This is a genomic window from Serratia sp. B501, from assembly GCF_051172315.1.
GTDB lineage: Bacteria > Pseudomonadota > Gammaproteobacteria > Enterobacterales > Enterobacteriaceae > Serratia > Serratia ureilytica.
Map to the genome: position 1 here is coordinate 1 of NZ_JBPIZB010000003.1, position 24016 is coordinate 24016.

Here is a 24016-nt window from a genome sequence, read left to right on the forward strand (position 1 = left end):
ATCACACAGCGCGTGCAGCAGGCGCAAACCGCCTGGCAGCCGCTGCTGAGCGCCTCCGCCCCGCTGACCTTCAAGCTGGTGGAACAGTTGGCCGCAGACCGGGTCGATCCCGCCAGCGGCAGCTACCTGTCGGTTAACGGCGCCACTCACTGATATAAGGAAAGCCTGTGAAATCATTAGCAAGCATGCTGCAAGGCCAGTCGATCGCCGCGGCCATCACCGCCGTCGAGAACGATATCAAGGCAAAACCGGCGGATGCCGACCTGCGCGCCGCGCTGGTGCAACTGCTGTGTCTGAGCGGCAACTGGACGCGCGCCAACGCGCAGTTGAAATCCTGGCAGGCGCTGAAACCGATCGCCCAACCAACCACCTTGCTGCTGATGCAGTCGGTCAACGCCGAGCTGCAACGCCAGGCGGTATTCGCCGGCACGGCCGCGCCGACGCTGCTGCGGCAGGCGCATCCCTGGCTGAAACTGATGGTGCAGGCGCTGCATCAGGATGCGCAAGGGGCGGCCGAGCAGGCCCAGACGCTGCGCGATGAGGCGCTGGAGGCCGCCCCGACCGGCGCCGGGCGGTTAATGTTGGCCGAAGGCGACCAAGAGCGGCAGCTGAGTTTCGACTGGCTGACCGACGGTGACGGCCGCCTCGGGCCGGTGTGCGAGCTGGCGCTCAACGGCGTTTACTACTGGGTGCCGTTTGCCGACATCGCCGCGATCCAGTTCCAGGCGCCACAGAGCGCCATCGATCTGGTGTGGAGCCATGCGCTGGTGCGCCTGACCGACAGCCGCGAACAGGTATGCCAACTGCCCGCCCGTTACCCGCTGCCCGAAGGCAGCGACGACGCGCTGCTGCTCGGCAAACGCACCGAATGGCAACCGCTGGGCGACGGCGCCCACTATGCGGGGCTGGGCCTGAAGACCTGGCTCAGCGAAAGCGACGAATTCCCGCTGCACAGCCTGCGGCAATTGAGCTTCGACGCGAGCGCCTGACCATGAACGACAAGCGCCCACCCCACTATGACGGCGGCGATCTGCGCCGCCAGGGCTATCGCTATCGTCAGGACAGCGAACGCCTGACTTCACGCGACAAAATGCAGCCGGTGCTGCTCGACATGCTGACCGACGACGAACCGCAGAAAAAGCAGGAGGCGCAGGTGCGCAACCTGGTGTCGCACAGCGAGCTGCGCCGCCGGGTATTGCGCGATTTGCAGTGGCTGTTCAACTGCGTCAACAGCGAATCCAATCTGGATCTCGGCGATTTTCCGCAGGTGCGGCGCTCCACCCTGAATTACGGCATCGCCTCGCTGGCGGGCAAGCGCATGTCGGACATCGAATGGCTGGACATTCAGCGCGCGCTGACCGATTCCATCCTCCATTTCGAGCCGCGCATTCTGCCCGACGGGTTGCAGGTGCGCTGCATTTCGGACACCGGCTCACTGGAGCTGCACAACGTGCTGTCGATCGAAATCAAGGGCCGCCTGTGGTGCGTGCCCTATCCGCTGGAGTTTCTGTTCCGTACCGACGTGGATCTGGAAAACGGCCACTTCGATCTGAAAGACATAGGGTAAGGCGATGGACAGTAAACTGTTAGATTATTACAACCGCGAGCTGGCCTATCTGCGTGAGATGGGCGCCGAGTTCGCCGAACAGTACCCGAAGGTCGCGGGCCGTCTCGGCATGCGCGGCATCGACGTGGCGGACCCTTATATCGAGCGTCTGATGGAGGGCTTCGCCTTCCTCACCTCGCGCGTGCAGCTGAAAATGGACGCCGAGTTCCCGCGCTTTTCTCAGCGCTTGCTGGAGATCATCTACCCCAACTACCTGTCGCCGACGCCGTCGATGGCGATCGCCGAGCTGCAGCCGGACAGCAGTAAAGGCGATATCAGCAACGGCTTCGTGGTGCCGCGCGGCACCATGATGGACAGCCAGACGCTGAAGAAAAGCGGCATCACCTGCAGTTACACCACGGCGCATGACGTCACGCTGCAGCCGGTGCGCATCGCCGGCGTCGAGCTGGGCGGCATTCCGGCCGATATTCCGCTGGCCTCGCTGGGGCTGCAGCACAGCGGCTGCGTCAGCGCGCTGCGCATTCGGCTCGAGTGCTACGAAAGCGTGACGCTCAACAACCTGCAGCTGGACCAATTGATGTTTTACCTGGCCGGGCCGGACATGCAGGCGCAGCAGCTGCTGGAGTTGCTGATGCAGCACAGCGTCGGGCTTGTCTGCCAAACGGTGGAGGCTCAGCCGCAGCGGCGGGCGCTGGCGTTGGACGGGCTGCGACAGGAAGGCTTCGCCGCCGATCAGGCGCTGCTGCCCAACGATCTGCGCAACTTCGAAGGCTACCGGCTGCTGCAAGAATATTTCGCCTTCCCGGCGCGCTTCCAGTTCTTCAGCGTCAACGGCCTGCGCCCGCTGCTGCAAAGCGTGCGCGAAGGGAAAAAGGCGCTGCGCCAGTTCGAAATCGTGGTGCTGCTCGATAGGCACGACGCCGCGCTGGAACGGGTGGTCGACGCCGCCCATTTGGCGCTGCACTGCACGCCGGTGATCAACCTGTTTCCGAAAGTGGCCGAACGCATCGCGATCAACGAAAAGAACCACGAATACCATCTGGTGGTCGACAATATCCGGCCGCTGGATTACGAAGTGTTCTCGGTGCAGCGGCTCGGCGGCAGCGCCAGCGAAAAACGCTACGAGCAAGAGTTTCGGCCGTTTTACAGCACCCTGAGCGCGGACGACGGCAACTATGGCGCCTACTTCTCGCTGCGGCGCGAACAGCGCACGCTGTCGGAGCACGCCCGCCGCTACGGCACCCGCACCGGTTATGCCGGTTCGGAAGTGTTCGTGTCGTTGGTGGACGAACGGCAGTCGCCGTGGCACAGCGATCTGAAATACCTCACCGCCGACGTGCTGTGCACCAGCCGCGACCTGCCGTTGATGCTGTTGCAGCAGGATCAGGGCAATTTCGTGATGCCCGATTCAATCCCGATCAAGCAGGTCTCGCTGCGCAAAGGCCCTACGCCGCCGCGTCCGGCGCTGGCCGAAGGGATGATCACCTGGCGGTTGATCAGTCAGCTGCAGCTGAATTACCTCAGCATGATGGACGGCGATCCGGAACAGGGCGCCGCCAGCCTGCGCCAGCTGCTGGGGCTGTACGGCAACCTGAGCGAGCCGGCGATCGCTAAACAGATCCAGGGCGTGCGCCACTGCAACCTGCGGCCGGTCTATCGGCGAGTGCCTGAACCCGGCCCCATCGTGTTCGCGCGCGGCATCGCCATCGATCTGACGGTCGATGAGCAGGCGTTCTCCGGCAACAGTCCTTACCTGCTCGGCAGCGTGCTGGAGCGCCTGTTCTCGCGCCTGGTGGCGATGAACACCTTCACCGAGATGACGCTCTCCAGCCAGCAGCGCGGCGAGATCGCCCACTGGCAGGCACGCATGGGCAAAAGGACGCTGATATGAACGCGGAGATGATCGCCACCGAACTGGCGCCGCCGCAGATCAACGCGCTGTATCGCCTGCCGGACGACTTCTGGCCGCGGCTGCGCAGCGCGCCTTACAAGCACGATCTGTTTCAACTGCTGCGGCGCATCGACGCCCAGGGCGGCCAACCCTACCTGCTGGGGCGCGCGCCGCTGCCGCGCCACGAGATGCTGCGCCTGGGCCAGGAACCTTCGCTGTCGTTCGCGCCGTCCACGCTGGCGCAGGTGACGCCGCGCGCCAACAGCCCGCTGCACGACGTTTCGATCTTCAGCTTCGGCCTGTTCGGCCCCAACGGGCCGCTGCCGCTGCACCTGACCGAATACGTGCGCGAACGGGTGTATCACCATCAGGACACCACCCTGCTGGCGTTCACCAATCTGTTCCATCACCGGCTGACGCTGCTGTTTTACCGCGCCTGGGCCGACGCGCAACCGACGGTGTCGCTGGATCGCCCCGACAACCGGCGCTTCGACGAGTACCTGTCGAGCCTGATCGGCATCGGCCAGCCGGCGCAGCAAGAGCGCGACAGCATCAACGCCCACGCGAAACATTTTATGGCCGGTCATCTGATTCGCCACAGCCGCGATCCGGAAGGCCTGAGCAAAATTTTGCAGCAGTATTTCAAGGTGCCGGTGCGCATCGTCGAAAACGTGCCGCACTGGCTGCGGGTGGAGCCGCGCGAGCAGGCGCGGCTCAAGGCCGGGCGCGGTGCACCGCGGCTCGGCGAGTCGGCCTTTCTCGGCATCGCGGTGCGGGATATCCAGCACAAGTTCCGCATCGAGCTGGGGCCGATGCCGCAGCAGGACTATGACCGCTTTCTGCCCGGCGCCGATCTGTGCCGGCAACTGCGCGACTGGGTGCGCCAATACCTGGGCATCGAGTTCGTCTGGGAAGTGCGCCTGATCCTGGCGAAGGAACAGGCGCACGGCATCCAGCTCGGCGGCGCGCAGCGATTGGGCCTGAGCAGTTGGCTGGCCGACCATCGGCGACAGCGCGATCTCGACGATCTGATCTTCAGCCCTGAACCGCTGGAAAACCCGTTCTGACCCTATTTCGGCCGACGCCCGGCGGCGTCAGGCCACTCTGAGACCTGAGGAAAACCATGTCTGAAATCAGCCGCTCGGTATTATTCGGCAAACTGGATAGCCTGTTATTCACCTCTCTGGAAAGTGCGACGGCGTTTTGCAAGCTGCGCGGTAACCCCTACGTCGAACTGGCGCACTGGCTGCATCAGCTGATGCAATCGCCGGACGGCGATCTGCAGCAAATCGTTCGCCACTTCGCGCTGGACGAGGCGCAACTGGCGCGCGACATCGTCGAGGCGCTCGATCGCCTGCCGCGCGGCGCCAGCGCCATTTCCGATCTGTCCGAGCACATCGACAGCGCGGTAGAACGCGCCTGGGTCTATGGCTCATTGAAGTTCGGCGCAGCGCGCATCCGTGGCGGCCACCTGCTGCTCGGCATTCTGAAAACCTACAGCCTGCGCCACCTGCTGAAGGCCATTTCCCCGCAGTTCGAGCGCATCAACGCCGATCTGCTGATGGAACAGTTCGCCGCCATTACCGCTCACTCGGCGGAAAACGCCCAGGATGCGGCGGCGCAAAGCGGCGCCGAGCCCCTGCCCGGCGCGGCGCGCAGCGGTGAAAGCGTGCTGGCGCAGTATGCCCAGGATCTGACTGCCAGAGCGCGCAACGGCGAGATCGACCCGGTGGCCGGCCGCGATGAAGAGATCCGGCAAATCGTCGATATTCTGATGCGCCGCCGCCAGAACAACCCGCTGCTGACCGGCGAGGCCGGCGTCGGCAAAACCGCCGTGGTGGAAGGCCTGGCGCTGCGCATCGTGGCCGGCGACGTGCCGCCGCAGCTGCGCGACGTGAAACTGTGCCTGCTGGACATCGGCATGCTGCAGGCCGGTGCCGGCGTCAAGGGCGAGTTTGAAAAACGGCTGCAGGCGGTGATCGACGAAGTGCAATCCAGCCCGACGCCGATCATCCTGTTTATCGACGAAATTCACACCCTGATCGGCGCCGGCGGCGCCCAGGGCACCGGCGACGCCGCCAACCTGCTGAAACCGGCATTGGCGCGCGGCCAACTGCGCACCATCGGCGCCACCACCTGGTCGGAATACAAGAAATACATCGAGAAGGATCCCGCGCTCACCCGCCGTTTCCAGGTGGTGCAGGTGCACGAACCGAGCGAAGACAAAGCGCTGCTGATGCTGCGCAGCACCGTCAGCCCGCTGGAGCAACACCACCGCGTGCTGCTGCTGGATGAAGCGGTGGACGCCGCGGTGCGGCTGTCCCATCGCTATATTCCGGCCCGCCAGTTGCCGGACAAGGCGGTGGCGCTGCTGGATACCGCCTGCGCGCGCGTGGCGGTCAGCCAACATGCCGAGCCCGCCCAGGTCGAAGACTGCCGCCACCGCATCGATGCGCTGCAGATAGAGTTGGATATCGCCCGCCGCGAGGCCAAGGTCGGCATCGGCGATCCCCTGCGCCCGCAGGAGATTGAAGCCCAATTGACCGCGCTGCGCCAGGAACTCGAACAGTTGACCGAGCGTTGGCAGCAGGAGCTGGCGCTGATCCAGCAGATCATCACGCTGCGCGCCCAACTGCACGCCCAAGAAGAGGCGAGCACCGACGAAGAGACGCAAACGCGCCCTGATGCCGACGCGCTGCGCGCCCAATTGGGCGAACTGCAGCAGCAGCTGAGCGCGCTGCAGGGCGAAGCGCCGCTGATCTTCGCCGCCGTCGACGCCAACATCGTGGCGGCGGTGGTGGCCGACTGGACCGGCATCCCGCTGGGCCGCATGGTGAAAAACGAGATTGAAGCGGTGCTGCAGCTCTCCGACACCCTGAATCAGCGCGTCATCGGCCAACGCCATGCGCTGGATCTGATCGCCCGCCGGGTGCGCACCTCACGAGCGCGGCTGGACGATCCGAACAAACCGGTCGGGGTATTCCTGCTGGCCGGGCCCTCCGGCGTCGGCAAAACCGAAACCGCGCTGGCGCTGGCGGAAACCCTGTACGGCGGCGAGCAGAACGTCATCACCATCAACATGAGCGAATTCCAGGAGTCGCACACCGTTTCGACGCTGAAAGGCGCGCCGCCCGGCTATGTCGGCTACGGCGAGGGCGGCGTGTTGACCGAGGCGGTGCGCCGCCGTCCTTACAGCGTGGTGCTGTTGGACGAGATCGAAAAGGCGCACCCGGACGTACATGAAATCTTCTTCCAGGTGTTCGACAAGGGCTGGATGGAGGACGGCGAAGGCCGCCATATCGATTTCCGCAACACCATCATCATCCTGACCTCCAACGTCGGCACCGATCTGATCGCCGGGTTGTGCAGCGATCCGGAGCTGCTGCCGGAGCCGGAGGCGCTGAGCGGCGCGCTGCGCCAACCGCTGCTGTCGGTGTTCCCGGCCGCCTTGCTCGGCCGCCTGCTGGTGGTGCCGTATTACCCGCTGACCGACGCCACGCTGGGCAACATCGTGCGCCTGCAATTGGGCCGCATTCAGCGTCGTCTGGCGGAGAATCACGACATCGTCTGCACCTTCGACGACGCGGTCATCGAGCAGATCGTCAGCCGCTGCACCGAGGTGGAGTCCGGCGGCCGCATGGTCGACGCCATCCTGACCAACACCCTGCTGCCGCAGATCAGCCACACCCTGCTGACCGGCAGCGCCAACGACCAGCGCTATCGCCAGCTGCATATCGCGCTGCAGAACAACGAATTCATTTGTCAATTTCAGGCATAACGCCGCGGCCGCCGAAACGGCGGCCCTTTGAACACAGAGAGTCATCACTATGTCGGGAACCGGGATAACCAAACCGAATTCGAACAGCCTGCCGAGCGGCTATCGATTCAATGAATTCGAGATCCAGGAAGCGATCGGCGAAGGCGGCTTCGGCATCGTCTACCGCGCCTACGATCACCAACTGGAACGCACCATCGCCATCAAGGAGTACATGCCAACCTCGCTGGCGAAACGCAACGACGATCTCAGCATCGGGCTGCGCGGCGAACGCTTCGGCAAAACTTTCCAGGCCGGGCTGAACAGCTTTATTCAGGAGGCGCGTCTGCTGGCGCGCTTCTCGCATCCCGGTCTGCTGCACGTGTTGCGCTTCTGGGAAGAGAACGGCACCGCCTATATGGGCACCCAGTTTTACAGCGGCACCACGCTGAAAAACCTGCAGGCGCAGCAGCCGGAGAAGATCGACGAGGCGTGGATCCGTCGGCTGCTGCCGCCGCTGTTCAGCGCCATCAACACCATCCATCAGGAAGGCTATCTGCACCGCGACATTTCGCTGGATAACATCCAGATCCAGGAGAGCCAGCTGCCGGTGCTGCTGGACTTCGGGTCGGCGCGCAAAGAGATCGGCAACCTGTCGGACGAAACGGAGATCATGCTCAAACCGGGCTTCGCGCCGATCGAGCAGTACACCGAGAACAGCGACGGCGAACAAGGGCCGTGGACCGATATCTACGCGCTCGGCGCCGTGCTGCACACGCTGATCGTCGGTTCGCCGCCGCCGGTCAGCGTGGTGCGCAGCATCGAAGACAGCTACCAGCCGCTGACCGAGCGCCGCCCCGCCGGCTACTCGCCGGAGCTGCTGCGCACCGTCGATCGCGCGCTGGCGCTGAAGCCGGAAGACCGCCCGCAGACCATCGACGAAATGGCCGAGCTGTTGCATCTGCCGATCGCCGATGAAAACGAAATCATCAGCACCCCGGCCGCCGCGCCGGAGAACTTGCTGGTCGCCGCCAACCCGGCCGCCGCTGCGGCCGCAGCCGGCACCGTTACCGCGCGCGGCACCCAATTCTCGCGGCCGATGATGGCCGGCGCCGGCGTCGCCGCGCTGCTGGTGATCGGCGCGATCGCCTGGCTGAGCGGCGGCAAGGACGATGCCCAGGCCGTCGCTCAAAACAGCGAAGCGTCACCGGCGCAGAAAACCCTGACGGAGCAGCCGAGCGCGCCGCAAACCGCGCAGCCTGCGGCGGCGGAACCTGAAAAAGCGGCGCCGCCGGCGCAACCGGTGGCGTTGGTGTACTTCAAACTGCAACCGGGTGAGCAGGTCAGCCTCGACGGCAAGCCGCAGCAGGTGACGCCGGGCGAAAACGGCTTCGCCAGCCTGAACCTGGCGCCGGGCCGCTATCAGCTGGAGATCCGTCACAACGATCGGCTCCGCCGCCAGCAGCTCAGCATCGACACCGCCGGCACCTGGCTGGTCAACCCGGCCACTGCCGGCTAATCCCGTTCTGAAACTCCGCCTCGGCGGGGTTTCCCCTATTTCATGAGACTGACGAGCAACTGCCTCCTCATTGGTCGCGCGGCAAGGCCGCTGCAACGCCGGAGTATGCAGGGCATGACGTCAATCACAGAGGACGTTCTCATGTTGGATCGCATTATTGCGCACACGCCGCTGGGCCAGGAGCAACTGCTGTTTCGCTCACTGGACGGTATCGAAGCGCTTTCCACTCCTTTCGACTTCTCTATTGAATTGCTGAGCACCGACGCGCGCCTCGATCGCAAAGCGCTGCTCGGCCAACCGCTGACGCTGGAAATTCCGACCCAGGGCTTTCTCAGCGCCCCGCGTTACCTGAACGGTAAGATCACCGCCATCGCCGTCAGCAGCGAAGAGATCGGCGGCACGCGCTACGCGGTGTACAACCTGCACGTGCAGCCGGATCTGTGGCCGATGACCAAAGACCGTAATTTCCGCATCTTCCAGGAACAGACGGTGCCGCAGATCGTCAAGACCCTGCTGGCGGAGCACAACGTGCAGTTGGAAGATCAGCTGACCGGCGACTATCGCCTGTGGGGCTACTGCGTGCAGTACAACGAAAGCAGCTTCAACTTCATCAGCCGCCTGATGGAGCAGGAGGGCATCTATTACTATTTCAAACACGAAATGGGCAAACACACGCTGGTGCTCGGGGACGCCCCCCACCATCACCAGCCCTATCCCGGCTATGAGATGATCCCCTACCACCTGACGCCGTCGGGCGGCAGCACCAGCGAGGAAGGCATCAGCCAGTGGACGTTATCCGATCGCGTCACGCCGGGCATCTACAGCCTGGACGACTACGATTTCCGCAAACCGAACGCCTGGCTGTTCCAGGCGCGGCAAAACCCGGTCTCGCCGACGCCGGGGCAAATCGACGTTTACGACTGGCCGGGCCGCTATACCGAGCATCAGCAGGGGGAGTTCTACGCCCGCGTGCGCCAGGAAGCCTGGCAGGCCGAACATCAGCAGATCCGAGGCACCGCCACCGCCATGGGCATCGCCCCCGGCAGTACCTTCACGCTGTATAACGCCCCGCATGCCGACGACAATCGCGAATATCTGACGCTGCAGGCCAGCTACCATCTGAAAGAGAATCGCTACGCCAGCGGCGACGATCAGAGCAGCGAACACCGTATCGACTTCATCGTCCTGCCGGCGGACGTGCCCTGGCACCCGCCGCAGCAGGCCACCTGGCCGAAAACCCACGGACCGCAGACCGCCCGGGTGGTCGGCCCGGCCGGCGAATCGATTTGGACCGACAAATACGGCCGCATCAAGGTGAAGTTCCACTGGGATCGCTTCGGGCCGAAAGACGACGGCAGCTCCTGCTGGGTGCGCGTCTCCAGCGCCTGGGCCGGCCAAGGCTACGGCGGCGTGCAGATCCCGCGCGTGAACGACGAAGTGGTGGTGGACTTTATCAACGGCGATCCGGATCGGCCGATCGTCACCGGGCGCGTCTATAACGAAGCCAGCATGCCGCCGTGGGCGCTGCCGGCCGCCGCCACCCAGATGGGCTTTATGAGTCGCACCAAGGACGGCACCGCCGACAACGCCAACGCCCTGCGTTTCGAAGACAAGGCCGGCGCCGAACAGGTGTGGATCCAGGCGGAGCGCAACATGGACACCCAGGTGAAAAACGATGAAAGCCACACCATCGCTAACGACCACACGCATCTGGTGGGCGGTAACCAGATCAAACGGGTGGTGCTCAATCAGGCGACCGGCGTCAAAGGTGAATCCTCCGCGCTGACCGGCAAAACGCGCAGCGACGCCGTGGTCAATGCCTTTACCCTCGGCTCCGGCGAATCGCTGCGGCTCGAATGCGGCGAAAGCGTGATCGAACTGCTGGCGGACGGCCAAATCAACATCACCGGCACCAGTTTCAATATCACGGTAAAAGAGGATGGCGCGATCAACACCGGCGGCCAGCTGGATCTCAACCAGCCTGGCGGCGCCGCGCGCACCGCCGCACCGGGCGGTGGCCATCAGGCGGCAATCCAGAGCGCCGTCGATCAGCTGTTCCCTAAAGAGTAGGTAATTGGTACGCCGGGAAAGCCGGTTAACGCCGCCCCTCGGGCGGCAGTACCGGCAAAAACGCCGTCCGCTGTAGCCCCTTTTGGCAAGGAGATGAATAGGCTGGCGGCAAAATCACTGACGTTAAGTCAACACAACGGGCTGAATCTGTACCGCCCATCGATTCAGCCTTCTTTATCATTTCCCCTTCACCACTTCTTCACCGTCTGGTAAATCTCGAGGTCAAAATAGCCGTCGGCCTCGCAGTCGTTGAGATAGTGTTCATAGCTCACTCCCTCAACCGGCTGATAGCCGCTGGCCGGCAGCAGCTTCTGGTAAAACTCGCCCCATACCCGTTCGAAATCGCCATCGCTGATGCGTACGCGGTAAACCGCGTACTGCCCAGCGGGCAGCGTCTGCACGGTCATACCCGCGCTGCCCGTCGGCAGCGCGAAATCGTCCGCCACGCTCATCACCACGTCGGCGCGCAGCTTTTCCGGCGCCACTTCTGCCGGATCGTCCCAGTACAACACCAGCCATTTGCCGAACGGCACGTCGTGACGCTGCCGCCATGCCAGCAGTTGCTGCGAACCCTGCGGGATGGTCTGCAGATACGGCCCCACCACTCTTACCCCCACCACCTTCTCCGCCGCCTTATCGATAATCCTCACGCTCATCGCCCTTCCCCCTCACATTGTCTCAGGCACCGATTTCGGTACGCACGTCCAGCAGTTCGGGGAAAAAGGTCAGGTCCAACGCCTTTTTCAGGAAGCTGACGCCGCTGGAACCGCCGGTGCCCGACTTAAAGCCGATGATCCGCTCCACCGTTTTCATATGGCGGAAACGCCACAGATGGAAACTCTCTTCGATATCCACCAGCTTCTCCGCCATTTCATACGCTTCCCAATAGGTCTGCGGGTTGTCGTAGATCACTTTGAACGCCGGCAGCAGATCCGGGTTGCGCTGATAGGGCTGCGTCCAGTCGCGCTTGAGGCACTCCTGCGGGATCGGCAAACCGTGGCGCGCCAGGTACAGCAAGTATTCGTCGTACAGGCTCGGCGCTTCGAGGATCGCCTTCAGCGCCGCGTGTTTTTCCACATCGCTGCTGAACACCGCCAGCATGGCGGCGTTCTTGTTGCCGAGCAGAAACTCGATCGACCGGTATTGATGCGACTGGAAGCCCGACGAACTGCCCAACACATCGCGAAACTCGACGTATTCCGACGGCGTCAGCGTTTCCAGCACCGCCCACTGTTCGAACAGCAGCCGCTGGATCTGTTTAACGCGCGCGAGAATTTTAAAACAGTGGCTGAGTTTGTCCTGCTGCACCAGCCGCAGCGCCGCCTGTAGCTCGTGCAGCATCAGCTTCATCCACAGTTCGGAGGTTTGGTGCTGTATCACGAACAGCATTTCGTCATGATGCGGCGGGTTGGAGAGCGGGTGCTGGCAGTCCAGCAGTTGGTCCAGGCACAGGTAGTCGCCATAGCTCATGCGTTTGGAAAAATCGGTGACAATCGCGCTTTCTAATTCCCGTTTGTTCATCTGTGATCTCCGTTGCGCCCAGCGCCCCATCGGCCTGGAACGTGCCGCAAAGAGAAAACAATAGTACAGAACCCGCCGCCCCGAAGGGCGATAAACGAGAGATGCTTCGCAGATCTCACTCATCCGCGTCACCCCATGGCCGCCGCCCTTAGCTGTTTAGTAAACAACCGGCCCTGCGCCTGACGACTCTCACAAATGCGCGATCCCGTGCGGGTTTCGCCCCGGTTGCGGCTTGCCTGCGCCCGCCTTCCCTTATAGATTGCAGGCTAACGGCAGGCAGCAAGGGATCGGCAAATGGCAAATATTCGTGATGTCGCGCGGTTGGCCGGCGTGTCCATCAGCAGCGTGTCGAACCTGCTGAATAATCGCAGCCACCAGATGAGCGCACAGACCCGTCAGCGCATCGAACAGGCGATGGACACCCTGGGCTATCGTCCGGCGCGCACCGCAGTGAACCTCGCGCCACAGGCGAAGATCATCGGCCTGCTGCTGCCGTCGATCGTTAACCCGAGTTTTTCGGCACTGGCGCACGCCGTCGACAGCGCGGCGCGCGCTCACCGCTACCGCGTCTTGCTCGGCAACGCCTACCGGCAGGAACAGGAGGAAGCCGCGTTTATCGACGATATGTTTCTGCATGGCGTGCGCGGCATCATCGTGGCGGCGAGCGACATCCGCCAGACCCATTTTGTCCGGGCGGCCGAGCGGGGCATGAAGATCGTCAGCTATGACAGCCCGTTCGCCGAGCCGATGGCCGCCGACAGCCGATTGTTCGACAGCGTGTCGATGGACAATCTCGCCGCCGGGCGTCTGGCCGCGCAGCACCTGCTCGAACGCGGCTGCCGACATATCGTGTTCGCCACCGAAGCGGCGCTGACCGTGGGGCGCAGCCACAAGATCGACGGTTTTCTGAGTGCGCTGGGGCACAACTTGAGCGAACGCCAACGGGTGATCGAAGGCAAAGCCACCAGCGCCTACGGCGACACGGAGATGTTCGAATTGGGGCTGACGCTGGCATCCCGCATCCTCGCGCTGACGCCGCGCCCGGACGGCATCGTGGCGATTAACGATGCGCTGGGCATCGGGCTGATGGTGGGGCTGCGCGCCGCCGGCGTCCAGGTGCCAGCAGAGATTTCGGTGGTCGGCATCGACAATATCGCGCTTGCCAGCCTGGCCGAACCGGGGTTGACGTCGATCGGCCCGCCGCTGGCCGAGATGGCGCAGCTGATGGTCGAACGCCTGATCGGCCGCATCAACAATGATTCACAACCGCCCGGCGAGTTTCTCTTCCCGCCGACGGTCATCAGCCGGCGTTCCGTCAAAACCGCCGGTTAATACGGTAAAAACGGCTTACCCAGGCGATGCGCAGATAGCATCGTCCGGCTCGCCGCAGCCAAAATCAGAAAAAACAGCGTCGTCGCACTAAATAAACGGCGCGACGCTTTATGCACGCAACGTCGTTATTCAGCACGCCGCTCATGACTTTGGGCCGGGCCGCTATTATTCCGATTAACCACATGGGAAAAACCATGATGAAAAAAACAATGCCAAAGGATATTGAACGCAGCGCCATCAGGAAATTGACGCTGCATATTGTCCCCCTCATGATCTTGTTGTATTTCCTGGCCTTTCTCGACCGCAACAATATGGCCTACGCCGCCAAAGCGTTGGAAGATAATCTGGGATTGACCGCCTCGGCTTTCGGCTTCGCTTCCGGAATTTTCTTTATCGGCTATTTCCTGTTTGAAATACCCAGCAACGCCGGCACCATTAAATTCGGCCCGCGCATCTGGTTCGCCAGAATATTAATTTCCTGGGGCATCTTCGCGACCCTGCTCGGTTTTGTGCGCACGCCGCTGGAGCTGTATATTTGCCGTTTTATGCTGGGCGTGTGCGAAGCCGGTTTCTTTCCCTCGGTGGTGTATTATTTCACGGTCTTCTTCCCGGAAAAATACCGCACCAAAATTCTCGGCATGTTCATCATCGTCCAGCCGCTGTCCAACGCGGTCGGCTCGCCGATTTCCGGCTTTATTCTCAATATTCAGCATGACTGGTTCGGCTTCGCCCCCTGGCAGCTGCTGTTCATCCTCGAAGGGCTGCCGCCGATCGTCATCGGCCTGCTGATCCCCTTCCTGATCAAGAACTCGCCCAAGGACGTCGGTTATCTGAACGTGGAGGAAAAAGCCTGGCTGATGAGCAACGCCGGCCGCTCCAAATCCGGCTCAAAAATCACGCTGGGCGACTTCCTCAAGGGCATTAAAAACAGAAAGTACCTGCTCTACGCGCTGCTCAACTTCGGCATGGTATGCGGCATTTACGGCTTCGGCACCTGGCTGCCGTCGATCATCAGCGCCATTTCCGGCAGCGATATCTTTCGCGTCAGCCTGCTGGCGCTCATTCCCTACGGCCTGGCCGCGCTGCTGGTGTATCCGTGGAGCCTGTGGGCCAGCAAAACCAAAAAGCTCGGCGTGTTCGCCGGCCTCAGCATGGTGATCGCCGCCATCGGCCTGATGGGCGCGGTGACATTTTTTAAATACGACCCGTTCGTCGCGCTGTCATTCCTGTGCATTGCCGCCATCGGCATCTACACCGCCGTGCCGCCGTTCTTATCCATGCCCGCCAATATCTCCACCGGCGCGGCCGCGGCCGCCGGGCTGGCGGTGGTGAGCTGCATCGGCAATATCGGCGGTTTCGTCGCCCCCTATGCGGTGGGCGTGCTGAACGATCTGACCGGCAGCAGCGCGCCGGGGCTGTTTTTCCTGGCCTCGTGCCTGCTGGCCACCGGCCTGATCTGCATTTTCTACTGCGCCAAACAGCGTGAAGGCGTCATCAATTCTTAACGAACCAATAAGGAGTCAATCATGGGCGATCTTGCGGGCAAAAAGGTCTTTATCACCGGGGCGGAACAGGGCATCGGCCGCGCCACCGCAGAGCGGCTGATCAAGGCCGGGTGCGACATCTATTTTCACTACCACAGCGACGAAAGCGGCCCCAAGGCGCTGGTGGCGCTGGCCCATTCACTCGGACAAAAGGCCGCCTACGGCTACGCCGATCTCATCAACACCGACGAAACGCTGCGCTGCGTCTCGGCCGGCGCCGAGTTTCTCGGCGGCATCGATATTCTGATCAATAACGTCGGCGGCATCGTCGGGCGCAAATGGCTGGGCGAGATCGATCGCGCCTTCTGGCAAACCGTGATCGACGTAAACATGACCACCATGCTGAACGTGACCCAGAGCGCGCTGCCGCACCTGAAGGCGGCGCCGAACGGCGCCAGCATCATCAACCTGGCCTCGCTGGCCGGCCGCGCCGGCGGGCACGCCGGCTCGCTGGCCTATTCCGCCACCAAGGGCGCGGTGCTCACCTGGACGCGCTCGCTGGCGGCGGAGCTGGGCGAGCACGGCATCCGGGTGAACGCAGTGGCGCCCGGCCTGATCCTCGGCACCCGCTTTCATAATCGCCACACCACCCAGGCATCGGCGGAGGAAACCGTTCGCGCCATCCCGCTGGGCCGCGCAGGCACGCCGGACGACGTGGCCCGCGCCATCGCTTTCCTGGCGGCGGAATACGACGGCTTCATCTCCGGCGCCACTCTCGACATCAACGGCGGCATCTTCCGCATGTAGTTCAGCTGGGGGCGGCACGGCCACCCCCCTATTCAGGAATCGCTTTATGATCAAATCCGCCATCACTCACCCGCCGCTGCTCGCCGCGCTGGCGCAATGCGGGCATAAAACCCAGGTGCTGATCGCCGACGGCAATTACGCCTGCGTGACGCACGCGCCGAAAGACGCCACCGTGGTCTATCTGAACCTGGCGCCCGGCACGCTCGCCGCACCGCCAATCCTGGAAAAACTGCTGGCCTGCATCAACGTGGAAAGCGCGGCGCTGATGGCCTGCCCGCCGGACTTCACCAACACTATCGAAGCCGAATACCGGCAACTGCTGCCAGAACATTGCCCGATCGAGCACCTGCCGCGCGAGGCGTTTTACGCCGCGGTCAAATCGGATCGGACGCTGCTGGTGATCGCCTCCGGCGAACGGCGCCGCTTCGCCAATCTGCTGCTGACGGTGGCGCCGGTGGTGTGAAAGAGGTAGAGGGTGTGAGGGGTAAAATGAGGGGGCCAGCCCCCTCATGTCGTTACAGGTCAGCGACCCACTTCTCCAGCTCCCCCGCACGTTCCGCATCGATATAGCTGGTGGCCCAGCCAAACAGGTAAGCGAAGGCGAAAATGCCCACCGTCGACGACACCAGCGTCGGCGCGAAAAACGCGGCGATAGCGGAGAGCGTATACCCTGCGCCGATCGACAACCCGAGCGCTTCGAGCTGGTTGCGGAACGCTTTCCAGTTGCCGGTTGAGAAACCTTCAATCGCGGCGTTTACCAGATCCGCGCCCTTGATCGCCCAGTCCACCCCGGTGAAGACCTTGCCCAATACCCGCGCATTGCGGGCATACTGTTCCGCATCGATCATTTTCAGCCAGGCGACAATCGCCGCTTTGTCCTGCGCCTTGAGCTTTTTGTTCAGGCCCTTCGTCAATTGCTCGTAGGTTTTCTCCGCATCTTGCACGTTGCGGATATATTTTCCTTGAATTCCCGCCTCCAAATCCTTGGCGAGTTTGGCGTATTTCGCGCCGATCTTTTCCGCGATATCTTTATTGATACCTGCGGCCAGGCTGACGCCATCCTTGATGGCTTTTAATTCCGCATTTTGATATTCGACGAATTCCTTAACGATCGTTTTTACCGAGCCGGGCGATTTTACCGGCTTGCCGTTGGCATATTTCACCTCCATGGCATTCAGGTTATCCCCTCTCACCACGGCGATAAACGCGGGCCGGTTCTTATTGGCCTTATAGTAGAGGTTGTAGGTCGCCACTCCGTCTTGCTTTTCCACCTTCAAATGATGAAAACCGTAGTAACTCCCGGTCGTGCGGGTCGTCGAGAATTCGCCGGTTTTGCCGTTGCCATGCCAGCCGCTGACGGGCCGATCGCGATGCGAGTCTGTCACGAAACTGCCTAACGAAGAGGCGCCGATCTGCCCGGCATTCAGGCCATTGTTGCCGCCTTTGCCAGGGGGTGAGGGCTTGCGCGCATGGCCGGTTTCGATATCCCCGATCGCCACTGTCACCCCCTTGGCGTTGACCCCCATCACCAGCCCCCCCAGGCCAATGTGCTTCGCCTGCTCGGCCGTCAAACCGGTGGCGGAAAGGCTCAGAGTGCCGGATGGGCTGACGCTTTCAATATGCAATTTCGCATCCGGGTTAATTCTGCGCGCCGCCTTAATCACCGCCTCCAGCTTCATGCGCAGCGCCGGATCGTTTTGGATCGCCGCAATCTGTTGCTGTTCCGGGCTGTTGCCAACGCCGGCACCGCCGCGATCGCGATCGCCGGAATGGCCTTTATCGCCGCCCCCCGGCTCAGGGCCCGTACCGCGTTCAGAACTCCAGTTAGTTCCATCTCCTTTACCACCATAATTAAATCCAGGCATATGCTTTCATCCTTATTTCGTTTTATTTTTAAGATGCCGATATTCTCGTTTAACGCGGATTGACACGCGCATTATCCCTATCGGCAAACCGTTTTTAGCTGCCCGTCATTTATAAAAAACCGCAGAAATAAGGACAACGGATGGCGGCTGTCTGGTCGGTGAAACAATCAACGAGCCAACGCATGCGCGCCTTTTGCAATACAGGCGTTAGAGACTGAAATATCCAAGGAACCTATGTGATCAGATGGCGCAAAACGGTGAATGGCGAATAAAGAGAGGCAATACACGCCCTGCCGCCAGGCAGCCAGTGACGCATCCGGGTTCTGAACTAAGGGGAAGGACGCGGTGAAGATCGTTGGCGCACAGATCATGCCATGCTTACCCTGCCTTATTATCGCCTATTCCCTTAGGTCTCGACGGATTAAGCCGCGCAGTAACCCGTGGGGCATCACGCGGCTCCCGCACCCCCAGCCGCACCACGGGAATGTCCGCCAGCCGAGTGGTGTAGGCCGGCGACAGCATGTCGCGCTTCATTTGCCACGGTTTGACGATCCCCTGCCCGGCGAACCATACGCGCCCGCGCCCTTCCTGATTCAAGCGATCAAGGGTCGCCATCAGGCGCTCGCTGTTGCGGCGCGGCGGGCAGTCGTCGAACAGGTCGATCTGCGCCATGGCGGCGGCGCTGAAATCCCCCAGCATCACGCCGCCCTTCAGATAACGCCGCCCCTCCTGCCAAATGCTCTCCAGCGCGCGCACCGCCATGGCGATGATGTCGCGGCTGTCGTTGCTCGGCGTTTGCAGCCGGGCGGTGCCCATATTGCTGTAATAGCCTTCGCCCGCCGAATGCGGGCTGGTTTTGATAAACACCGACACGTTGCGGCAATAGCGCTTTTCCTGTCGCAGCTTTTCGGCGGCGCGTTCGGCATAGCTGCAGATCGCCTCGCGCATGTGCGGGTAGTGCGTCAACCGCTGGCCGAACGAGCGGGAACAGATGATCTGCTCTTTCGCCGCCGCCTCATCTTCCCATTGCAGGCATGACTCGCCGCGCAGCTCACGTATCGTGCGCTCCAGCACCACGCTGAAGGTTTTACGCGCCAGTCGAGTATCGCAGTCCGCCAACTGCAGCGCGGTGTGAATGCCCATCGCCTGCAGCTGGCGCGTCAGGCGGCGGCCCACGCCCCACACTTCTTCCACCGGAAGCAACGCCAGCAGTTTGCGCTGGCGCGCCGGATCGGATAAATCCACCACGCCGCCGGTGCCGCGCCATTTCTTGGCCGCGAAGTTGGCCAGCTTGGCCAGCGTTTTGCTCGGCGCAATGCCAACCCCGACCGTCAAATGCAGCTCGCGCCGGATGCGATCGCGCACCCGCTGGCCGAACGGTTCCAGCGCCTCGCAGCGCGCCACGCCGTCCAGCCGCAGAAAGGCTTCGTCCAGTGAATAGATCTCCACCGCCGGCGCCATCTCCTCCAGCGTGTCCATCACCCGGCGGGACATATCGGCGTACAGCGCGTAGTTGGAGGAGAACACCGCGACGTTGCGACGGCGCATCTCCTCTTTGATCTTGAAATAAGGCGCGCCCATCGGCACGCCCAGCGCCTTCGCCTCGGCGCTGCGGGCGATTACGCAGCCGTCGTTGTTGGACAACACAATCACCGGCCGCCCCCGCAGGTCGGGCCGGAAAATGGTCTCGCAGGAAGCGTAGAAGCTGTTGACGTCTACCAGGGCAAACATGGTTACAGCGCCGCGTAGACGATAAAGGTCACCACGCCGAAAATCTCCAGCTGCGCTTCGTCGTCGAACACGATCGGCGCGTAGGCGGGATTCATCGGCAACAGCCGCACGTCGGGGTGGCGCTGCAGCTTTTTGACGGTGAATTCACCGTCCACCGCAGCGATCACGATATTGCCGTGCTCCGGCGTCAGGGCGCTGTCGACAATCAACAGATCGCCATCCTGAATATTGCCGTCGATCATCGACTCGCCGCTGGCGCGCACGAAGTAGGTGGCGTTGGGGTGCCGTACCAGCAGTTTGCCGATATCCAGCCGGCTCTCGACATAGTCCTGCGCCGGGGAAGGAAAGCCGCAGGCCACGCGATCGGCAAACAGCGGTAACGTTAGGGGTTCACCTGGTGAAAAAGCATACAACCTTGAATTGCTCAGCATAATCATAACCAAACTGTATATTTATACAGTTAAGCATAAACAAAACGCGAACGCGTGCAACCCCCAATCCCCCTGCGGATCGCGCTTTCCCGCGTAATATAATAATTTTCTGAGCGATTTTTCCTGCAGCTTTTGGCGTTCTTCACGTGTGTTTGCACACATGATATCCACCAAAACTGTGGATAATGCGGCACTCAGACCGTTGGCGTATCGATGGGCAGGATGAGTGAGGGATTGTCATTGCGAACGGCGCCGACGGCGGGCGATACCGGTTGCCAGACGAAATCCTCTGCCTGCAGGCTGTACACATCAGCCTGCATTTGACCAGAGGGCGGGACTAAGCGGGTGTCGAGCCAGTCGCGCGCGGCCGTCGGTCTCTGCTGCGTACAGCACCGCAAAGAACAGCGGCAGGCCTTGCCTCAGCAAGAGCCCACGGGAGGAACGGCGGACGGCCTTACAAAATGACGCCAATAAAATTGCGACTGGCAATGGCATCAATGGGACGGCCAGAGACGAAAGTCAGTACGTTATGCCAGGAGCTTGGGATAACCCGACAAACGCTGTACCGCCACATTTCCCCTGATGGTCCACTGCGAGCTGACGGTATAAAGCTGCTCAACCGGGGATAATTTTAGCGGACGGAAAAATCTGGGGTTCCGGCGTAGAACCCCGAATAAGGAATAATCCTTAATTCATTTCAGGATTATTAATTCCATCTAAAACCTCTCGGCAATATTCTTTTTTATAGGCTTCATCATTACTTAATGACTTAACCAAAAAATCAGCATTTTTCCAACCATTATCCCAATGCGTATCGAATCCTGACTGTTCATACTTTAATGTTCTAGTTAATGAGTCTTTTATTTGTTTTTTATATTTATCAATTTTCTCATTGGTTGCCCCACAAACATCATGTGCAACACGAGCATTTGAGCCAGAAAAACCTATTGCTGAAATTGCCATCGCTTCATTTGATTTGTCGAAATCATTCGCATATGCCACAGCATTAGATAAAGCGAATATGACAAGAGCAGGTATGATTTTTTTGTATGAAATCACCTTTCATCTCTAACTCATTGATTGTTTATGGGGTCAGTTTGGATATCGAAAATTATTGTACATTAAGGCTGCTTTTTAATCAGTCTCAACTTCTTTATAGAAGGCCTGAATGCGACAAACTTGGGAAGTACTGTAGCCTGTCGCGTCTGCTGTTTCTCGGATGCTCAGTTTCTTAATCTGTCGGTAGTACAGGACTTTCTGATGTCGTTCCTGATCTGCCTGCTTTCCCCGGTATCTACCCAACGTATGCGCCCGTTCAATTCCCGGCTTTTGCCGTTGGCGGCGACTTGATCGTTCCGTCCGCGCGCCACAGCAGCAGGCAGGGGGCGCGCAGGTTCGGCCAGCACAATCAGCATCCGTCGCTACAGCGGCGACGGCCGGCGGACGTTAACCGTTGCCACGATGTCACTCCTCTCTCTTATAGATGAGGACATGCAGGCGCAGCCGGTCGGCATCAACACGTTCATCCATTATTGTGCCCGGATAGCCCTGCAGCGCCAGACCGTACCAGAAACTCAGAATGACAGAAGCCTTACCCAACTCTAGGGTGTAACCCATCCCGCCCTGGTTCAGATTGCATTTTTTAATCGCATCTTCTGCTTCCCGGATCAGCTGCGCATAGCTGAGTGAAAAATTCAGTGCCTGATCCATCCTGCTCGCTCCATCTCACCGCTGGCGCGCACGAAGTAGGTGGCGTTGGGGTGCCGTACCAGCAGTTTGCCGATATCCAGCCGGCTCTCGACATAGTCCTGCGCCGGGGAGGGAAAACCGCAGGCCACGCGATCGGCAAACAGCGGTAACGTTAGGGGCTCACCTGGTGAAAAAGCATACAACCTTAAAGTACTCAGCATAATCATAACCAAACTGTATATTTATACAGTAATGCATAAACAAAACGCGAACGCGTGCAACCCCCTATCCCCCTGCGGATCGCGCTTTGCCGCGTAATATAATAATTTTCTGAGCGATTTTTTTTTACGCCTGCTAACGGTTTCACGCTGCCTTGCACACACGTTATCCACTAAAACTGTGGATAACCTGCAGGGCGTGATTCCCTACGCGAGCGGGATCAGAATCCTGTATAATGTCCACACCTGCTCAATAAGCATTCATCCCCGTCGGCGCCTCGTCACCGACGGTCACGAGAACGTTATGAACAAGCACCTACTCCTCGCAGAAACCGACGACATCGAACAGGCCTGCCTGTCTCGCCATGCGGTCTGGCAGCGCACCGATCTGGCTCAGGCGCAGCAGGATTGGCTGGCGGAAGAAGTGCCGGTCGCACTGGTGTACAACGGCATTTCCCACGTGGTGATGATGGCGACGCCAAAAGATCTGGCGGCCTTCGCCATCGGTTTTTCGCTGTCCGAAGGCATCATCACCTCTCCCGACGATATCTACGACATCCGTCAACAACCGGCCTGCAACGGCATTGAAGTGCATGTAGAGCTCTCGAGCCGCCGCTTTATGCAGCTGAAAGAGAAGCGCCGCAGCCTGGCCGGCCGCACCGGCTGCGGCGTCTGCGGGGTCGAGCAGCTGCAGGAGGTTGCTCAGCCCATCGCACCGCTGCCCTTCACCCAACGTTTCGATTTGGCCCAGCTCGACCGGGCGTTGGCTCAACTGCAGGAAGTGCAAACGGTGGGAAAACTGACCGGCTGCACCCATGCGGCGGCCTGGATCCAGCCGGACGGCGCACTCAGCGGCGGATGTGAAGACGTCGGCCGCCATGTGGCGCTCGACAAACTGCTGGGTTACCGCAGCCAACAGGCCTGGTCGCAAGGGGCGGCGCTGGTCTCGAGCCGCGCCAGCTATGAAATGGTGCAAAAGTCCGCCATGTGCGGCGTCGAGATCCTGTTCGCCGTCTCCGCCGCCACCCGTCTGGCGGTGGAAGTGGCCGAGCGCAGCAACCTGACGCTGGTGGGCTTCAGCAAACCGGGGCGCGCCACCGTCTATACGCACCCGCAACGGCTCTGGCAATCGACAACGGCGGCATAGCGCCGCCGGATAAGAATCGACTATTCTCAATAGCAGGACACCAGGAAGCACCCACGTTATGATAATTCGCCCGCACCAGAACTGGTTTTTCCGCCTGTTCGCCTGGCACGGTTCCGTGCTGTCAAAAATTACCTTTCGCCTGTCGCTGAACGTGCTGATGTCGATAGTGGCGGTGATCAGCTACCAATGGTACGAACAGCTCGGCGTGCATTTGACCATCGCGCCGTTCAGCCTGTTGGGCATCGCCATCGCGATTTTTCTCGGCTTTCGCAATAACGCCGGCTACAGCCGCTTTGTCGAAGCGCGCAACCTGTGGGGCTCGCTGCTGATTACCGAACGCACCCTGCTGCGCCAGATCAAAAGCCTGCTGCCGGACGAACCGGCGGTGCAGCAAAAGGTCGCCAAGCTGCTGATCGCCTTTAGCTGGAGCCTGAAGCATCAGCTGCGCGGCACCGACCCCACCGCCGATCTGTACCACAATCTCACCGGCAACGAGCTGGCAGAGGTGATCGCCAGCCCGATGCCGACCAACCGCATCCTGCTGATGCTGGGCCAGGAAATCGGCAAATTGCGCCGTCAGGGCCTGCTGAGCGACATCACCTTCGGGCTGATCGACGATAAGCTGAGCGAACTGTCTCACACCCTCGGCGGCTGCGAACGGCTCGCCAGCACCCCGGTGCCGTTCGCCTATACCCTGATCCTGCAGCGCACCGTTTACCTGTTCTGCAGCCTGTTGCCTTTTGCCCTGGTGACCGATCTGCATTACATGACACCGTTTGTTTCGGTGTTCATTTCCTATACCTTCTTATCCTGGGACTCACTGGCCGAAGAGCTGGAGGATCCGTTCGGCGTGTCGGCCAACCATCTGCCGTTAAACGCCATTTGCAACACCATCGAGCGCAACCTGCTGGAAATGAACGACCAAAGCCCGCTGCCACCGCCGATGAAACCCGACGAGCACTTTAATTTGATCTGATCTATTTCACCCGA

General features: G+C 61.1%; 20 protein-coding genes and 4 pseudogenes. 14 read left to right on the forward strand and 10 right to left on the reverse strand.

Annotation, left to right across the window (positions count from 1 at the left end; all coding sequences use genetic code 11):
* The 8 genes and pseudogenes from ACSBQV_RS10635 to ACSBQV_RS10670 form a co-directional block, all read left to right on the forward strand.
* Nucleotides 1-153: pseudogene (locus ACSBQV_RS10635) on the forward strand (type VI secretion system-associated protein); the annotation flags it as partial.
* A 14-nt stretch (nucleotides 154-167) separates the two neighbouring features.
* Nucleotides 168-989 (forward strand): type VI secretion system accessory protein TagJ, encoded by an 822-nt coding sequence (locus ACSBQV_RS10640; RefSeq protein WP_275087400.1) that lies wholly within the window; start codon nucleotides 168-170, stop codon nucleotides 987-989.
* A 2-nt stretch (nucleotides 990-991) separates the two neighbouring features.
* Nucleotides 992-1567, forward strand: coding sequence for a type VI secretion system baseplate subunit TssE (locus ACSBQV_RS10645; protein ID WP_074053859.1), 576 nt, complete (start codon nucleotides 992-994; stop codon nucleotides 1565-1567).
* Nucleotides 1568-1571: 4 nt separating this feature from the next.
* Entirely contained in the window at nucleotides 1572-3458 is a 1887-nt protein-coding gene (tssF, locus tag ACSBQV_RS10650; RefSeq protein WP_099786044.1) for a type VI secretion system baseplate subunit TssF, read from the forward strand.
* Nucleotides 3455-4525, forward strand: coding sequence for a type VI secretion system baseplate subunit TssG (gene tssG / locus ACSBQV_RS10655; protein ID WP_060660567.1), 1071 nt, complete (start codon nucleotides 3455-3457; stop codon nucleotides 4523-4525). Before tssF ends, tssG begins: the two co-directional genes overlap by 4 nt.
* A gap of 56 nt (nucleotides 4526-4581) precedes the next feature.
* Entirely contained in the window at nucleotides 4582-7236 is a 2655-nt protein-coding gene (gene tssH, locus ACSBQV_RS10660; protein WP_033643564.1) for a type VI secretion system ATPase TssH, read from the forward strand.
* A gap of 49 nt (nucleotides 7237-7285) precedes the next feature.
* On the forward strand, nucleotides 7286-8731 hold the full coding sequence (locus ACSBQV_RS10665; RefSeq protein ID WP_099786046.1) for a serine/threonine protein kinase: 1446 nt from the start codon (nucleotides 7286-7288) through the stop codon (nucleotides 8729-8731).
* Nucleotides 8732-8872: 141 nt separating this feature from the next.
* Nucleotides 8873-10801 carry a type VI secretion system Vgr family protein gene (locus tag ACSBQV_RS10670; protein ID WP_042784895.1) on the forward strand — a complete coding sequence of 643 codons (1929 nt, stop codon included), beginning with the start codon at nucleotides 8873-8875 and terminating at the stop codon, nucleotides 10799-10801.
* Nucleotides 10802-10989: 188 nt separating this feature from the next.
* On the opposite strand, the gene sbmC is transcribed toward ACSBQV_RS10670, so the two are convergent.
* Entirely contained in the window at nucleotides 10990-11457 is a 468-nt protein-coding gene (gene sbmC, locus ACSBQV_RS10675) for a DNA gyrase inhibitor SbmC (protein ID WP_099786048.1), read from the reverse strand.
* A 22-nt stretch (nucleotides 11458-11479) separates the two neighbouring features.
* Nucleotides 11480-12322 carry a tryptophan 2,3-dioxygenase gene (gene kynA / locus ACSBQV_RS10680; RefSeq protein WP_099786050.1) on the reverse strand — a complete coding sequence of 281 codons (843 nt, stop codon included), beginning with the start codon at nucleotides 12320-12322 and terminating at the stop codon, nucleotides 11480-11482.
* Nucleotides 12323-12616: 294 nt separating this feature from the next.
* Between kynA and ACSBQV_RS10685 the strand changes: the two genes are divergently transcribed.
* From ACSBQV_RS10685 to ACSBQV_RS10700, 4 genes are all read left to right on the forward strand, one after another.
* The gene (locus ACSBQV_RS10685) at nucleotides 12617-13654 is read left to right on the forward strand and encodes a LacI family DNA-binding transcriptional regulator (RefSeq protein ID WP_099786052.1); all 1038 of its coding nucleotides are present in this window, start codon (nucleotides 12617-12619) and stop codon (nucleotides 13652-13654) included.
* Between the two features lie 269 nt (nucleotides 13655-13923).
* A complete protein-coding gene (locus ACSBQV_RS10690; RefSeq protein WP_226772921.1) occupies nucleotides 13924-15159 on the forward strand; it encodes an MFS transporter in 1236 nt (411 codons plus the stop codon).
* 21 nt (nucleotides 15160-15180) lie between these two features.
* Nucleotides 15181-15945: an SDR family NAD(P)-dependent oxidoreductase gene (locus tag ACSBQV_RS10695; RefSeq protein WP_099817838.1), complete on the forward strand. Its 765-nt coding sequence runs from the start codon at nucleotides 15181-15183 to the stop codon at nucleotides 15943-15945.
* Nucleotides 15946-15991: 46 nt separating this feature from the next.
* A complete protein-coding gene (locus ACSBQV_RS10700) occupies nucleotides 15992-16408 on the forward strand; it encodes an RbsD/FucU domain-containing protein (RefSeq protein WP_033643572.1) in 417 nt (138 codons plus the stop codon).
* A gap of 52 nt (nucleotides 16409-16460) precedes the next feature.
* Here ACSBQV_RS10700 and ACSBQV_RS10705 read toward each other — a convergent pair whose 3' ends face one another.
* The 8 genes and pseudogenes from ACSBQV_RS10705 to ACSBQV_RS10740 form a co-directional block, all read right to left on the reverse strand.
* Nucleotides 16461-17810, reverse strand: a complete 1350-nt coding sequence (locus tag ACSBQV_RS10705; protein ID WP_099786142.1) for a colicin-like pore-forming protein — start codon at nucleotides 17808-17810, stop codon at nucleotides 16461-16463.
* Nucleotides 17811-18188: 378 nt separating this feature from the next.
* Nucleotides 18189-19541, reverse strand: a complete 1353-nt coding sequence (umuC, locus tag ACSBQV_RS10710) for a translesion error-prone DNA polymerase V subunit UmuC (protein WP_232098136.1) — start codon at nucleotides 19539-19541, stop codon at nucleotides 18189-18191.
* Between the two features lie 2 nt (nucleotides 19542-19543).
* Nucleotides 19544-19978, reverse strand: a complete 435-nt coding sequence (umuD, locus tag ACSBQV_RS10715) for a translesion error-prone DNA polymerase V autoproteolytic subunit (RefSeq protein WP_046687360.1) — start codon at nucleotides 19976-19978, stop codon at nucleotides 19544-19546.
* A gap of 188 nt (nucleotides 19979-20166) precedes the next feature.
* Nucleotides 20167-20346, reverse strand: a pseudogene (locus ACSBQV_RS10720) (SOS response-associated peptidase family protein); the annotation flags it as partial.
* A 313-nt stretch (nucleotides 20347-20659) separates the two neighbouring features.
* The gene (locus tag ACSBQV_RS10725) at nucleotides 20660-21031 is read right to left on the reverse strand and encodes a hypothetical protein (protein WP_126502249.1); all 372 of its coding nucleotides are present in this window, start codon (nucleotides 21029-21031) and stop codon (nucleotides 20660-20662) included.
* Between the two features lie 75 nt (nucleotides 21032-21106).
* Nucleotides 21107-21319 (reverse strand): annotated as a pseudogene (locus ACSBQV_RS10730) (resolvase); the annotation flags it as partial.
* Between the two features lie 117 nt (nucleotides 21320-21436).
* Nucleotides 21437-21682 (reverse strand): hypothetical protein, encoded by a 246-nt coding sequence (locus tag ACSBQV_RS10735; protein WP_016927225.1) that lies wholly within the window; start codon nucleotides 21680-21682, stop codon nucleotides 21437-21439.
* Nucleotides 21683-21696: 14 nt separating this feature from the next.
* Nucleotides 21697-21888: pseudogene (locus ACSBQV_RS10740) on the reverse strand (DNA polymerase V); the annotation flags it as partial.
* Nucleotides 21889-22183: 295 nt separating this feature from the next.
* Between ACSBQV_RS10740 and fdhD the strand changes: the two are divergent.
* Nucleotides 22184-23026 (forward strand): formate dehydrogenase accessory sulfurtransferase FdhD, encoded by an 843-nt coding sequence (fdhD, locus tag ACSBQV_RS10745; RefSeq protein WP_033650829.1) that lies wholly within the window; start codon nucleotides 22184-22186, stop codon nucleotides 23024-23026.
* 58 nt (nucleotides 23027-23084) lie between these two features.
* Complete coding sequence (locus ACSBQV_RS10750; RefSeq protein ID WP_033643582.1) at nucleotides 23085-24002, forward strand: bestrophin family protein; 918 nt, start codon at nucleotides 23085-23087, stop codon at nucleotides 24000-24002.
* Nucleotides 24003-24016 lie beyond the last annotated feature (14 nt).

Bases quoted from the DNA above. Each gene is read 5' to 3' on its own strand.
- ACSBQV_RS10645 (WP_074053859.1), top strand. From the start codon at position 992: ATGAACGACAAGCGCCCACCCCACTATGACGGCGGCGATCTGCGCCGC.
- tssF (WP_099786044.1), top strand. From the start codon at position 1,572: ATGGACAGTAAACTGTTAGATTATTACAACCGCGAGCTGGCCTATCTG.
- tssG (WP_060660567.1), top strand. From the start codon at position 3,455: ATGAACGCGGAGATGATCGCCACCGAACTGGCGCCGCCGCAGATCAAC.
- tssH (WP_033643564.1), top strand. From the start codon at position 4,582: ATGTCTGAAATCAGCCGCTCGGTATTATTCGGCAAACTGGATAGCCTG.
- ACSBQV_RS10665 (WP_099786046.1), top strand. From the start codon at position 7,286: ATGTCGGGAACCGGGATAACCAAACCGAATTCGAACAGCCTGCCGAGC.
- ACSBQV_RS10670 (WP_042784895.1), top strand. From the start codon at position 8,873: ATGTTGGATCGCATTATTGCGCACACGCCGCTGGGCCAGGAGCAACTG.
- sbmC (WP_099786048.1), bottom strand. From the start codon at position 11,457: ATGAGCGTGAGGATTATCGATAAGGCGGCGGAGAAGGTGGTGGGGGTA.
- kynA (WP_099786050.1), bottom strand. From the start codon at position 12,322: ATGAACAAACGGGAATTAGAAAGCGCGATTGTCACCGATTTTTCCAAA.
- ACSBQV_RS10685 (WP_099786052.1), top strand. From the start codon at position 12,617: ATGGCAAATATTCGTGATGTCGCGCGGTTGGCCGGCGTGTCCATCAGC.
- ACSBQV_RS10690 (WP_226772921.1), top strand. From the start codon at position 13,924: ATGATCTTGTTGTATTTCCTGGCCTTTCTCGACCGCAACAATATGGCC.
- ACSBQV_RS10695 (WP_099817838.1), top strand. From the start codon at position 15,181: ATGGGCGATCTTGCGGGCAAAAAGGTCTTTATCACCGGGGCGGAACAG.
- ACSBQV_RS10700 (WP_033643572.1), top strand. From the start codon at position 15,992: ATGATCAAATCCGCCATCACTCACCCGCCGCTGCTCGCCGCGCTGGCG.
- ACSBQV_RS10705 (WP_099786142.1), bottom strand. From the start codon at position 17,810: ATGCCTGGATTTAATTATGGTGGTAAAGGAGATGGAACTAACTGGAGT.
- umuC (WP_232098136.1), bottom strand. From the start codon at position 19,541: ATGTTTGCCCTGGTAGACGTCAACAGCTTCTACGCTTCCTGCGAGACC.
- umuD (WP_046687360.1), bottom strand. From the start codon at position 19,978: ATGATTATGCTGAGCAATTCAAGGTTGTATGCTTTTTCACCAGGTGAA.
- ACSBQV_RS10735 (WP_016927225.1), bottom strand. From the start codon at position 21,682: ATGGATCAGGCACTGAATTTTTCACTCAGCTATGCGCAGCTGATCCGG.
- fdhD (WP_033650829.1), top strand. From the start codon at position 22,184: ATGAACAAGCACCTACTCCTCGCAGAAACCGACGACATCGAACAGGCC.
- ACSBQV_RS10750 (WP_033643582.1), top strand. From the start codon at position 23,085: ATGATAATTCGCCCGCACCAGAACTGGTTTTTCCGCCTGTTCGCCTGG.